Genomic DNA, 12962 nt, shown 5'->3' with positions numbered 1-12962 from the left:
GCCGCCATCGTGAGCGATGTGGCCCGGTACGGCGCGCGAGCCCCGAACGACGCGCGTCCCCGGGGTGCTTCGCAGCGCTCGCGAGGACGGCGGTCGCGCGCCTTCTCAGAAAGCCGGCTCGAGGCCGCTCGCGCGGTAGGCGGCGGCGGCCTCCGGGGTGGTCAGCCCGGCGAGGAAGCGCAGGGCGCCGTCCCGGTCGGCGGCGCCGCGCAGGATCGCGGCCGCGAAGGTCGTGACCTCCTGGACGGGCCCCGGGAACGGCCCGACCACCTCGATGCCCGGCACCACCATCAGCTCGCTGATCTGCTGGACCGCGATGTCGGCCTCGCCCGAGACCAGCTTCTCGGCGGTGAAGCCCTGCGGGATGATCGTCGCCCGGGCGTTGACCGCGTCTTCGAGGCCGAGCCGCGGCAGCAGTCCGGCGAAGTAGATGCCGCTTGCACCGGTGCGCGAATAGGCGACCGAGCGCGCCTCAACCAGCGTCCGCTTGAGCGCCTCGACGCTGCCGATATCGGGATGCGCCGCCCCGGCCTTTACGGCGATGCCGTAGCGGGAGCGCACCGCGTCCACCCGGGTCTCCGGCTCGACCTTTCCGGCGGCGATCAGCCGGTCCATCGCGTCGGAGAGCACGAACACCGCGTCGGCGGTCTCGCCCGCCTCCAGCGCCTTCATGATCACCGCGGTGGGCGCCCAGTCGATCGCCGCCCGGCCGCCCGCCGCCGCGAAGGCGGGGACGACATGGGCGTCGAAGGCGCCCCGCACCACCAAAGCGCATTTCAGCCGCGTCGCTTGCTGCTCGTCCGCCATGCCGGCTCCCATCGTCTCGGAGGCTGTGATCACCGGGCGGTCGGCTCGGTGCGGGAATAGTCGAGGGCAGTGAAGCCGCCGCCCTGGTAGCGCTCGATCACCGGGTTGCCGCTGGTCTTGCCCTCCAGCGCAGGGGCGTAGGAATCGGCGCTGTCCTGCGGCGCCCAGCCGATCACGTCGCGGCCGTCCCGGCGCCACCAGGTCATCCGGCTGTTGTTCGAGGCGCCCCAGATCACCACCGATCCCTTCGCCCCGAGGCTCGGGGCCAGGGTGGCGCGGGTGATCAGCCGGGTCAGGTCGGCATAGGACAGCCAGGTCGCCAGCATCCGGGCGTCGATGGGCTCCGGAAAGCAGGAGCCGATGCGCAGGAAGACGCTCTCGACCCCGTGCTTGTCGCGGTACAGGCCGCCCATCATCTCACCATAGGCCTTGGACAGGCCGTAATAGCCGTCCGGCGCCAGGGCGCAGTCGTCGTCCAGCACCTCTTTCCGCTCGTGGAATCCGATCGCGTGGTTCGAGGAGGCGAACACCATCCGGGCGCGCTCCCGCCGGGCCGCCTCGTAGGCGTGGTAGAGCCCGCGGATGTTGGGGCCGATCACGGTCTCGAACGGGTGCTCCACCGAGATCCCGCCGAAATGCAGGATCGTGCCGCAGCCCTCCGCCAGGCGCAGGATCGCCGGGCCGTCCTCCAGGTCGGCGAGCTGGAAGCGCGCGCCCTCGGGCAGCGGGTCGGGGAAGGGCACCCGGTCGGTCAGGCGCAGGGTCCAGCCCTGCGCGCCGAGCGCCTTCGTCAGCACCCGTCCGAGGGCGCCCGAGGCGCCGGTGAGCAGGACGGGCTTCTGCGGGATCGTGTCGGGGGATGCGCTCATCGGGTTCGCTCCGGGTTCAGGCGGTCTTCACCGCGTTGAGGGGAGGGGCCGCCTGCGGGCGGCGCGGACGTTTCACGAAGATCGCCATCGCGATGACGCCGGCCGCGGCGATCAGGGCGGCGATGACGAAGGCGCTGGCATAGCCTCCGAGATACTGCACGGCGAATCCCGTGGCGGTCGGGCCGATGATGCCCGAGATGTTGCTCAGCAGGTGGATGAAGCCGCTCACGCCGCCGACCCGCGCCTCCGGCACCAGCTCGTGGATCGTCGCCCAGCACGATTGCACCGAGCTCGTCAGCATCAGCACCGCGAGTGCGATCAGGGATACCGCCACCGCGGCGTTCGGCGCGGCGTTGACGGTGATCAGCGCGACGCCCGCGATGGCGAGCGGCACGATCGTGGTGATCTTCCTTGCCGCCAGCTTGTCGTCCATGCGCTTGTACAGCAGGTCGGCGACGATGCCGCCGCCGACATAGCCGACGAAGCCGCAGGCCCAGGGGATCGAGGCCACGAACGCCATCTGTTGCACCGGCATGTGCAGGGCGTCGGTGAGGTAGCTCGGGAGCCACGAGAGGAAGATGTAGAGGGTGTAGTTCACCGCGAACATGCCGAGCCCCAGCGACAGGGTGCTCGGCAGGAACAGGTAGTCGCGTAAGGATCGCTCGTGGTCGGAGGCGGCGAGGTGCGACACGGCGCGGCTGCGCTCGACCAGCGCGATCTCCTCCGCGGAGACCCGGGGATTGTCCCGGGGCCGGTCGGTCATCAGGATCCGCCAGGCCACCACCCAGACCAGGCCGACGGCGCCGATCACGATGAAGGCCACCCGCCAGCCGTACTGGATCGCCAACAGGCCGACCACGGGGGCCGCGATGGCGCTGCCGACCGTCTGGCCCGAGAAGGTGAAGCCGATGGTCCGGGCCGTCTCCTCGCGGGGAAACCAGGTGGTGATGGTCCGGTTCGTGGTCGAGTTCATCGGCCCCTCGGCGAAGCCGAACAGGGCGCGGACCACGAACATCTGGGCGAAGCCGGTCACCGCGCCGGTGAGCATGCACAGGACCGACCAGGCGGTCGCCGCCCAGGTGTAGACGCTGCGCGGGCCGTAGCGGTCGGCGAGCTGGCCGCCCACGAAGGCGAAGAGGGCGTAGCCGAAGAAGAACGTGCTGAAGATTACCCCCAGCTCGGAGGGCGACAGGTTGAGGTCCTGCTTGACGAAGGGCGCGGCCACGCCGAGCGCGGCGCGATCCATGTAGTTGATGATCCCGGCAATGAAGAGCAGGGTCGCGATCAGGAACCTGTATCGTTTGGCGAACATCGGGCTTCCTCCGGGATCATCATGTTTTGGTTTTGTATTTTTACAGGAACGCGATCGTGCAGGGGCTTGGGCTCTGGCGTGAGCCCGTCTGGGTGAGGTCGCCGCTGCCGGGGTCGATGGCAAATTCGACCAGGCTGTCGCCCTGTTCGTTGGCGACCAGCAGATGGCCGCCGTCCGGCGCGAGCGTCATGAAGCGCGGGTCCCGGCCGCCCGATGGCGTCCAGCCGGCCGGTTCGAGGCAGTCGCCCGCCACCCGGAAGCGCGCGATCCCGTCCTGGCCGCGGTTCGAGGCGTAGACGAAGCGCCCGCAGGGCGTGACCACGATCGCCGCCGCCGTGCTCGCGCCGAAGAAGTCCGGCGGCAGCGTCGGGACGCAGTGGAGGGGCGTGAGCGTCCCGGATGCCGCATCCCAGCGGCAGGTCACGACGGTGGAATCCAGCTCGTTGACCAGGAAGGCCAGCGCCCCGCCGGGGTGGAACGCGATGTGGCGCGGGCCGGCGCCCGGGCGCAGGACGGCCTCGGAGACGATCTCCAGGAGGTCGCCGTCGCGGCGCAGGACGAAGACCCGGTCGAGGCCCTTGTCGGGCACCAGAACGTGGCCTGCGTCCGGCGACAGGACGACGTGGTGCGGGTGGGCGCTGGCCTGCTCGGTCCGGTGCGGGCCGGGCTCGCCCGGCATCGGCAAGACCTGCGCGGCCGGCTCCAGCCCGCCATCGGGGCGCAGGGGCATCAGGGCGACCGAGCCGCTGGCGTAGTTGGCCACGATCAGGAACCGCCCGCTCGGGTCGATCGCCTGATGGACGCTGTTGGTGCCGCCGGTTTCCGCGCTGCCGAGGCCGTGCAGGGTGCCGTCCGGTGCGACCGCGAAGGCGGTGGCGACCGCGCCGTCGCCCTGGACCGTGTAGAGCACCGACCGGGCCGGATCGGTGACCAGGAAGGACGGGTTGTCCAGCCCGTCGACCCGGCCGAGATGCGTCCAGCCCTCGAGCCCGGCCCCGACCCGGTAGATGTCGATGCCCCGGCCCCGAGCCCGGCGCCGCGCGGTGGTGAAGCAGCCGACGAAGGCGAGGCCGAGGGGGGAGCGGGGCGCGTCGTCGGTCATGCCGGTCTCCGGGTCAGCTTCGCCGCGGGACGCGGCGCAGGAAGTCCGGGTTGAGCTCCGACAGGCGGTTGATCCCGATCAGCGCCATGTCGCGGTTGAGCTCCTCCTTGAGGATCCGCATGGCGTGCTCGACGCCCGCCGCCCCGCCGAGCGCGGCGCCGAACATGAACGGCCGGCCGAGCAGGACGAAGTCGGCGCCGAGCGCCAGCGCCTTCATCACGTCGGTGCCGCGGCGGATGCCGCTGTCGACGATGATCTTCAGGCTGCCCTTCTTCGCGGCGATCTCCGGCAACACGTCGAGGGGCGCGATAGCGTGGTCGAGCTGGCGGCCGCCATGGGTCGACAGGATGACGCCGTCGGCGCCGTAGCCGCGGGCGATCTCGACATCCTCCGGCGCAAGCAGCCCCTTCACCACCAGGTTGCCGGACCACCGTTTGCGGATCGCCTCCAGGTTCTTCCAGGAGAGCTGGTCCCGGGCGATGGTGTTGCGCACCGCGCCCTGCGACATCATCGGCGGGCCGCGCTCGGCCTCGGTGTTCTCGAAATGCGGGGCGCCGTGCTTGAGGAAGGTCCGGGCGACGGTGCCCAACAGCCAGCGCGGGTGGGTCGCGCTCTGCCACGCCACCTTGGGCGTGACCTTGATCGGCATCGAGAAGCCGCTGCGGGTGTTGTGCTCGCGGTTGCCCAGAGTCGGGGTGTCGGCGGTCACCACGAAGGTGCGATAGCCGGTGGCCGCGACCCGGTCGAGCAGGCGGTCGATCCGGGTTTGGTCGCCGGGCAGGTAGCCCTGGAACCAGGCCTGCGGGTTCTGAGCGTAGACGTCCTCCAGCTTGATCAGCGAGGAGGCGCTGAGGATCATCGGCAGGTTCATCCGCCGCGCCGCCTCGGCGAGAACGATGTCGCCGCGATAGGCGATGAACGCGGCCCCGCCGAGCGGCCCGACCCCGAACGGCGCCGCGTAGGTGTGGCCGAACAGCTCCGTGGCTGTGTCGCGGCCCGACGTGTCGCGCATCAGCCGCGGCACGAGGGCGTAATCCGCGTAGGCGCCGCGGCTATGGGCGAGCGCGGCCCCGGTCTCCGCGCCGCCGGCGACGTACTGGAAGATCATGTGCGGCAGGAGCCGCCGGGCGTGGCGCTCGAAATCGTCGAGCGCGAGCAGGTCGCGGAACCGGTAGGGCGTGACCGCGTCGCTGCGCTTGAGGCTGGTGACGAGGGCCTGCGGGCCGGCGATGCCGGGCGCCTCGGCATCCGCCCGCCCGACCGTGGCCGAGTCGCGCGCCGTCGCCCCCGGGCCGGAAGCCGGCTGGTCGAACGTCGCCATCCGCTCCTCCCTGGATTCCGCCGCCGTTCGCATGAGCCGGCGCCGCGCGGTTTTTGAAAGCGCTTTCAGATAGCCAGCGCCAGACCGGAGTGTCAATATACTGCCAGTGTCCATCGCTGGCCGTAGCAGCGCGACGGCGATAGGGTGTCAGGGGGAAAGTCGGATTTCAGTGCTGGGCGTGCCGGAAGAGATCCTCGAACCCCTGTCACGCAGCCCGGTGGCGCGGGACGTGGCCCATCGCGCCGGGGTCTCCACAGCGACGGTGTCCCGGGTGCTGAACGGCTCGGCCGGGGTCCGGGCCGACAAGCGCGCGGCCGTGATGCGGGCCGCCCAGGACCTCGGCTTCGTCGCCAACGGCGCCGCCCGGGCGCTCTCGACCCGCCGGTTCATGGCGGTGGGTGCCGTCGTGCCCAACATCGAGAACGAGGCGTTCGTGCGCGTCCTGTCGAGCTTCCAGGAGCGGCTGCGCCAGGCCGGCTACACCCTGGTCGCCGCCAATGCCGGCTACGATCTGGAGGACGAGCTGCGCGAGGCGACCTTCCTGCTGGAGCGCGGCGTCGACGGGCTGATGCTGGTGGGCGACATCCACCACCCGGATCTCCACGCCCGCATCGCCCGGCACGGCATCCCGATGGTGCAGACCTTCAGCTTGTCGCGGGAGCGGCCGTGCGTCGGCTTCGACAACGCCGCCTCCGCGGCCCGGGCGGCGAACTACCTCGTGGATCTCGGCCACAGGCGGATCGGCGTGATCTCCGGCCTGCGCAAGGACAACGACCGCGGCGGCGCCCGCGTCACCGGCATTGCCCAGGCGCTGGAAGCTCGCGGCCTGCGCCTCGCCCCGGAGCACGACATCGAGATCTCCTACGGCATCGGCGGCGGCCGCGACGGCTTCCGCCAGATGCTGGCCGGCGGCCCGCCGCCCACCGCGATCATCTGCGGCACCGACCAGATCGCCTTCGGCGCCATGATCGAGGCCCGAGCCCGGGGTCTCGACGTGCCCGGCGACCTCTCGGTGATCGGCCACAACGATTCCGACTTCGCGCCCTTCCTCGACCCGGCGCTCACCACGATCCGGATCCATTCCGCCGAGATCGGCCACGCCGCCGGGGACCACCTCATCGCCCGGATGCAGGGCCGCCCGGTGGTGCGCCTCACCCAGATCGACGCCGAGCTGATCCTGCGCGCCAGCACGGCGCCGCCGCGCAAGCCGGACGGCGCCTGACGCGGATCGGCGATATCTTGCCACCGTTTTGAAATCGCTTACAAGACGTTGAACGGCGACCGGACGCCTGACCGCGCCACATCCCGGGAGACAGCATGGCCCCCCGCATCGTCCTCCTCCACGCGACGCCGGTCGCGATGGCTCCGATCCAGGCGGCCTTCGCCGAGCGCTGGCCCGAGGCCGAGACGGTCAACCTGCTGGATGACGGCCTGTCCCTCGACCGGGCCAAGGAGCCGGGGGAGATCTCCGCGGGCATGGTCGACCGGTTCGTGCGGTTCGGGCGCTACGGCCACGACATGGGCGCCGACGGCATCCTGATCACCTGCTCGGCCTTCGGGCCGGCCATCGACCGGCTGAGCGAGACCGTGCCGGTGCCGGTGCTGAAGCCGAACGAGGCGATGTTCCGCGCGGCCATCGCGCAAGGGCAGCGCATCGGCATGCTGGCGACCTTCGGCCCCTCGATCGGCACCATGACCGACGAGTTCGAGGACTTCGTCGGCGAGTCCGGCCGGGCCGCGACCCTGCGCACGATCCTGGTCGACGACGCCATGGCGCGCCTGCGTGCCGGCGACGCCGAGACCCACAACCGGCTCATCGCCGAGCGGGCGCCGGAACTCTCCGACTGCGACGCGATCATGCTGGCGCATTTCTCGACCTCCCGGGCGGCCGAGGCTGTGCGCGCCGCCGTCGACGTCCCGGTCCTGACCGCGCCGCACGCGGCGGTGGACCGGATGCGCGCCCTGATCGAGACGGCTGAGAGGGCCTGATCCATGAAGCTCGGTGCCTTCTCCGACCGCCTGAGCGGCCATTGCGGCTTCCTGTTCACGGAGCTGCCCTTGTCCGAACGGTTCGCCGCCGCGGCCAAGGCCGGGTTCCGGGCCGTGGAGCATCCGAACCTGTTCGCGACCCCGGCCGCGGAAGTCGCGGGCTGGCTCGCGCGGGCCGGCGTGCCCCTGGTCCAGACCGGCTTTCCGGCCGGCGACGCTTCCAAGGGCGAGAAGGGCTTCGCCGCCCTGCCGGACAAGGTCGCCTATTACCGCTCCACCATTGCGCCGACCCTGGACTACGTCGAGCAGCTCGGCTGCCGGATGGTCCACCCGATGGCGGGCGTCCGGCCCGCCGGGGCCGAGCCCGCGCGGCTGTGGGCGACCTATCTCGACAACCTCGCCTTCGCGGCCGACGCCGCCAAGGTCCGCGGCATGACCGTGATCGTCGAGCCGATCGGCCCGGGCTCGATCGCCGATTACGTCATCGACGACCCGCTCAAGGCTGTGGAGGCGATCCGGGCGATCGGCCGGGACAACGTCAAGCTGCTGTTCGACGCCTATCACTGCGTCTGCCTCGGCCACGACCCGGCCGCGCTGATCCGGGCGCACGCGCCGCTGATCGCCCATGTCCAGATCGCCGACGATCCGGGCCGTCACGAGCCCGGCACCGGCACCATCGCGTTCGACCCCATTTTCGAGGCCCTTGAGGCGGTGGGCTATGCCGGCTTCATCGGCTGCGAATACCACCCGGCCGCCGGCACCGAGGCCGGCCTCGGCTGGATGCGGGCGGCCTCGGCGTAGGGGCGGCCCTCAGAACCGTGCCGCGACGCCGCCCATGATGGTGCGCGGCTGGCCCGGGGTGGCGTAGCGGTTCTGGAAGGCGCGGTCGTAGTAGGTCTCGTCGAGCAGGTTGTCGACGTTAAGGTAGACCCGGACATCCGGCGTGATCTGATAATACGAGATCAGGTTCACCAGCGTGTAGGCGGGCATCGTGAAGGTGGACAGGGCCGCTCCGGCGGCGCGCTTGCCGACGATTGTGAGCCCGCCCCCGAAGCCGAGCCCCCTCAGGTCGCCGCCCTGGATCTCGTAGACCGCCTGCATGGCGAAGCTGTTGGCCGGGATGTTGGCGAGCCGGGTTCCGACCGGGATCGAATTGTCCCGCGCCACCGCCGCGTCGACATGGGTGTAGGTCCCGATCGCGCGCAGGCCGGGTGCCAATTCGCCCGCTACGGTGAGATCGAACCCGCGGCTCTGCACCACGCCGGCGGCGACGCTGAAGGCGGAATCGACCGGATCCGTGGTCGGGACATTGGTGCGGCGGATGTCGAACACGGCCGCGGTGGCGTTGAGCCGCCCGTCGAGCAGCCCGACCTTCACGCCGGCCTCGTAGCCTTCGCCGCCCTCGAAGGCGAGGGGCTGGCCGCGCCGGTCCACGGCGGTGCTGGGCTTGAACGAGCGCGCGTAGTTTCCGTAGACCGAGACCGCGTCGGACAGGTCGTAGACGAGCCCGAAACGCGGCAGCGCCTGGGTGCCCTGCAGGTTCGTCGTGCGGTTGGTGATGTAGGACGTCGAATCCTGGCCGACATCCTCGACCCGGACCCCGACCAGGGCGTGCAGCTGCGGCGTGATGTCGATCTGGTCCTGGACGTAGCCCGCGAAGCTCTCGGTGTGCTGCAGGAAATTGGTGATGGTCGGCAGGCTGCGCGGCAGGGCCTGGCCGTAGCGCGGCGCCAGCAGGTCGAGCAGGAACGGGTAGGTCGCGGCGTTCGAGCGGTCGAAGCGTTCCCGGTAGCGGTATCGGTCGTATTCGAGGCCGAGCAGCAGCGTGTGGTGCAGGAAGCCGGTATCGAACTTGCCGGCCAGGTTGACCTGCAGATCGGTGTCGGACCAGTTGAGGTCGCGCCATTCCAGGTTCCGGCGCAGGGTGCGGCCGTCCGGCAGGAAGCCGTTGGCCGCGGCGCCGACGCCCCAGCTCTTCAGGCTCCCGCCCAGCACTTGACCGCCGGCCGTCAGGACCCAATCCTGGTCGAACCGGTGCTCGATCCGCAACTGGCCGAGGGCGTCCTGGACCACGCTCGGCGGCAGGCCGGGCTCCCCGAGGAAGCGGGAGCGCGGCACGTTGCGCAGCCGGCCCTGCAGGGGGACGATGCCGCGGTCGAAGGTCGTGCCGGTGCTGACGAACGCCCCCTCCAGGGTGATCGTCGTATCCGCGCTGGGCTTCCACGCGATGACGGGGGCGACGTGGTAGCGGTCGCCGCTCACGTAGTCGCGGAAGCTGCCATTGTCCTCCACCGCGCCGGTGATGCGGGCGAGCACCTGGCCGTTCTCGTCGAGCGCCCCGGTGGCGTCGAAGGTGCTGCGCTTGGCGCCGTAGCTGCCGTACTGCGTGCCGATCGCCAGCGAGCGCTCGGCCAGGGGCTGCTTGGTCACGATGTTGAAGGTGCCGCCGGGATCGCCGCGGCCGTACAGGAAGGCCGACGGCCCCTTGAGCACCTCGATCCGCTCGATCGCCACGACATCGGGCGTGTTCGGGTAGCCGCGATTGATCGGGAAGCCGTTGCGATAATATTCGAAGACGGAGAAGCCGCGGATCGTGACTTCGCTCAGGCCGAGGCCGCCGAAATTGTTGGAGCGGCCGACGCCGGCCAGATCGAGCGCGGTGTCGATCCGTGTCGCGGCGGCGTCCTCCAGCACCTGCCGGGTCACCGGCACGATTGTCTGCGGGACATCGCGCAGGGGCGTGTCGGTGCGGGTGGCGCTGATCGTGGTCGCGGGTGCGTAGCCCTCCGAAGCCCGGGCGCCGCCGCCTTGGCCGGTGACCGAGAGTTCCTCGAGCTGGACCTCGTGATTCGCGTCGACAGCAGGATCCGCCCAGGCTTCATGCGCGCCCAATAGAGCGGAGATCCCGATCATGATGGCAGAGGCGGCGAGATTTGTTCTCCAATACGGAGAGTTCGTTCCAATATGGGTAAGTTCTGTCGACACGTTCGCAAGCCAAGACACTGCCAGGCCGCCGAGATGGTCGAGCGGGACCCGTGCGGTCAAGCTTGCCGGCCGCGATGACGGCGGTCGAAAACCTGGAATGACTTTGATCTGGCAGACGAATAGCTTACAATGACTCAAAGCTGCCGCACGCCATCACCGCCCTGTTGCCGTTGAGCAACTAAGCGGAAGGCCGCTGCGCGCGAGTCCGGCTTTGCTACGGGGTGCCGAGCAGCCGCGCCCGGCGCTCCAGCACCGCCGGCCAGACCTCCGGATTGACCAGCCGCGGCGGGGTCTCGCCCCGCAAAAGGCCGATGATCTGCTCGGCGCCCCAGGAGGCCACGTTGCGGCGCGCTTCGTGGGTGACGCCGGCGGTGTGGTAGGTCGCCACCACGGTGTCGAGCTGGAGCAGAGGCGAGTCCAGAGGCGGCGGTTCGGGCGCCCAGACGTCCAACCCGGCCCCGGCGAGATGGCCGGAGACCAGGGCCTCGGCGAGCGCGGCCTCGTCGTGGATGCCGCCGCGCGCCGTGGTGATGAAGAGGGCCCCGGGCTTCATGGCCGCGAAGGCTTCGGCGTCGAAGCTGCCCCGGGTCGTGGCGTCGAGCGGGCAGTGCAGGGACACGATGTCGGATTCCGCGAGCAGCCGCGCCCGATCCACCGGCTCGGCGCCGCGCACCCGGATCTCGTCCGGAGAGAGCAGCGGGTCATAGGCCAGGACTCGCATGTCGAAGCCCCGGGCGAGCTTGGCGACCTCCCGGCCGGTATGGCCGATGCCGACGAGCCCGAGGGTCGCGCCGCCGATCTCGTGGCCCATCAGCGATTCCCGCGAGAATCCCCGTTCCGTCCGCAGCAGCCGGTCCGAGACGCAGATCTTGCGGGAGACGGCGAGCATCAGGCCGATGGCGAGTTCCGCCACCGAGCGGGCATTGCCGCCGACCTGATTGACCACCACGACGCCGGCGCGGGTGCAGGCTGCCGCGTCCACCGTGTCGAAGCCCGCCCCGCCCGAAGAGACCGCGAGCAGGTTCGGGCAGCCGGCGAGGAGGGCGTCGGTGACGTGCCAGCGGCGGGGCAGCTCGTCCCTTGCCGGCGAGACGTGGAAGACATGGGCCTGCGCCAACAGGGCCTCGAGCGTCTCCGCCGGGCCCTGCAGGTCGCCGACCTGCAGGTCGATGTCGGGTTCGGCCCTCAGCCGCGCATCGAAGACCGGGTTGATCCAGAGATTGAACCGGCAGACGCGCTTGAGGGCCGCCACCGGGTCAGCCCTTCACGACGGCGTCGATCGCATCGACCACGTGGTCGATGTTGTGGGTGTTGACCGCCGCCACGCAGATCCGGCCGGTCTCCAGGGCGTAGACCTCGTGCTCCTCGCGCAGGCGCGTGGCCTCCGTGGGGGTCAGGCCGGTGTAGGAGAACATGCCCTTCTGCGCCTTGATCGCGTCGAAGCCGCGCTCGGGATGGCGCTGCTGCAGGCTGTCGGCCATGCGCACGCGCATGGACCGGATCCGCTCGCGCATCTCGGCGAGCTCCCGCTCCCAATCGGCGCGCAGCTCCGGATCGGTCAGCACCATCTCGACGATGGCCGCGCCGTGGGTCACCGGGTTCGAGTAGCTCGCCCGCACCAGCCGCTTGGCCAGGGCCTCGACCTTGGTCTTCATGGCCGGGTTCTCGGCCACGATCGTCAGGGCGCCGACGCGCTCGCCGTAGAGCGAGAACGACTTCGAGAACGACGAGGCGACGAAGAATTCCTGGCCGGATTCGGCGAACAGCCGCACCGGCGCGGCATCCGCGTCGAGGCCGTCGCCGAAGCCCTGGTAGGCGATGTCGAGGAACGGGGTCAGGCCGCGCTCGGCCAGCAGGGGCGCGAGGTCGCTCCACTGGTCGGGCGTCAGGTCGGCGCCGGTCGGGTTGTGGCAGCAGGCGTGCAGCACCACGATCGAGCCCTTGGGCAGGTCCTGGAGGTAGGCGCGCATGGCCGGGTAGTCGACGCCGCCCGTCTCGGCCGAGAAATACGGGTAATCGACGACCGTGAAGCCGGCCTGGGTGAACAGCGCCTTGTGGTTCTCCCAGCTCGGGTTGCTCACCGCCACGGTGGCACCGGGATTGAGCCGGGCGAGCACGTCCGCGCCGGTCTTGAGCGCGCCGGTGCCGCCGATGCTCTGGAGCGTCGCGGTGCGGTTCTGCTTCAGGATCGGGGCGCCCTCGCCGAACAGCAGGGCCTGGACCGCGTCGCGGAACGGCTTGGTGCCCTCGATCGGCCGGTAGGTCTTCGGCAGGCCCTTCTCGATCCAGCGCTTCTCGGCCGTCTGGACGGCGCGCAGACGCGGCACCTTGCCGTCGGCGTCCGTGTAGACACCGACCACGAGGTTGAGCTTTTTGGTGCTCGTATCGGCGTTGAAGGCCTCGAACAGGCGCATGATCGGGTCGAGCGGCGCGTCCTGGATGCCGGCGAACAGCGAGGTCATGATCGTCAATCGTCCCAGAGGGGCTTCGATGCGGCGCGTGCGGGCGGTTCTATCCAAAGTCGCGGGCCGGCCGACGCCCTTATTTCCCACAACGCGCCCGCCCGCCAGCGCTCTT

The 12962-nt window shown here is 70.5% G+C and carries 11 protein-coding genes; 3 read left to right on the top strand and 8 right to left on the bottom strand.

What is annotated here, in order from left to right:
* Positions 1-105 precede the first annotated feature (105 nt).
* The 5 genes from BMZ47_RS12970 to BMZ47_RS12950 are packed head-to-tail and all read right to left on the bottom strand — an operon-like array spanning position 106 to position 5411.
* A complete protein-coding gene (locus BMZ47_RS12970) occupies positions 106-807 on the bottom strand; it encodes a molybdate ABC transporter substrate-binding protein (RefSeq protein ID WP_091862746.1) in 702 nt (233 codons plus the stop codon).
* Between the two features lie 29 nt (positions 808-836).
* A complete protein-coding gene (locus BMZ47_RS12965) occupies positions 837-1676 on the bottom strand; it encodes an NAD-dependent epimerase/dehydratase family protein (protein WP_091862743.1) in 840 nt (279 codons plus the stop codon).
* Positions 1677-1692: 16 nt separating this feature from the next.
* Complete coding sequence (locus BMZ47_RS12960; RefSeq protein WP_091862740.1) at positions 1693-2988, bottom strand: MFS transporter; 1296 nt, start codon at positions 2986-2988, stop codon at positions 1693-1695.
* Positions 2989-3028: 40 nt separating this feature from the next.
* Complete coding sequence (locus tag BMZ47_RS12955; RefSeq protein WP_091862737.1) at positions 3029-4090, bottom strand: lactonase family protein; 1062 nt, start codon at positions 4088-4090, stop codon at positions 3029-3031.
* A gap of 13 nt (positions 4091-4103) precedes the next feature.
* Positions 4104-5411 (bottom strand): alpha-hydroxy acid oxidase, encoded by a 1308-nt coding sequence (locus BMZ47_RS12950; protein ID WP_091862734.1) that lies wholly within the window; start codon positions 5409-5411, stop codon positions 4104-4106.
* 178 nt (positions 5412-5589) lie between these two features.
* Here BMZ47_RS12950 and BMZ47_RS12945 point away from each other — a divergent pair, with 178 nt between their 5' ends.
* The 3 genes from BMZ47_RS12945 to BMZ47_RS12935 all read left to right on the top strand — a co-directional run bounded on the left by BMZ47_RS12945 (position 5590) and on the right by BMZ47_RS12935 (position 8201).
* Positions 5590-6633 (top strand): LacI family DNA-binding transcriptional regulator, encoded by a 1044-nt coding sequence (locus BMZ47_RS12945; protein WP_244536813.1) that lies wholly within the window; start codon positions 5590-5592, stop codon positions 6631-6633.
* 95 nt (positions 6634-6728) lie between these two features.
* The gene (locus BMZ47_RS12940; RefSeq protein ID WP_091862728.1) at positions 6729-7400 is read left to right on the top strand and encodes an aspartate/glutamate racemase family protein; all 672 of its coding nucleotides are present in this window, start codon (positions 6729-6731) and stop codon (positions 7398-7400) included.
* A 3-nt stretch (positions 7401-7403) separates the two neighbouring features.
* The gene (locus tag BMZ47_RS12935) at positions 7404-8201 is read left to right on the top strand and encodes a hydroxypyruvate isomerase family protein (RefSeq protein ID WP_091862725.1); all 798 of its coding nucleotides are present in this window, start codon (positions 7404-7406) and stop codon (positions 8199-8201) included.
* 9 nt (positions 8202-8210) lie between these two features.
* Here the strand turns inward: BMZ47_RS12935 and BMZ47_RS12930 are convergent, their stop codons facing one another.
* The 3 genes from BMZ47_RS12930 to BMZ47_RS12920 all read right to left on the bottom strand — a co-directional run bounded on the left by BMZ47_RS12930 (position 8211) and on the right by BMZ47_RS12920 (position 12847).
* Positions 8211-10313, bottom strand: coding sequence for a TonB-dependent siderophore receptor (locus BMZ47_RS12930; RefSeq protein ID WP_091862722.1), 2103 nt, complete (start codon positions 10311-10313; stop codon positions 8211-8213).
* A 286-nt stretch (positions 10314-10599) separates the two neighbouring features.
* On the bottom strand, positions 10600-11637 hold the full coding sequence (locus BMZ47_RS12925; RefSeq protein ID WP_091862719.1) for a hydroxyacid dehydrogenase: 1038 nt from the start codon (positions 11635-11637) through the stop codon (positions 10600-10602).
* A 4-nt stretch (positions 11638-11641) separates the two neighbouring features.
* Positions 11642-12847: an amino acid aminotransferase gene (locus BMZ47_RS12920; RefSeq protein WP_091862715.1), complete on the bottom strand. Its 1206-nt coding sequence runs from the start codon at positions 12845-12847 to the stop codon at positions 11642-11644.
* Between the last annotated feature and the right edge of the window lie 115 nt (positions 12848-12962).

It is taken from the genome of Methylobacterium brachiatum, assembly GCF_900113845.1.
Classification (GTDB): Bacteria; Pseudomonadota; Alphaproteobacteria; order Rhizobiales; family Beijerinckiaceae; genus Methylobacterium; species Methylobacterium brachiatum.
Note: the sequence above shows the minus strand (reverse complement) of the source record. Positions and strands in the feature narration are given on the sequence as shown.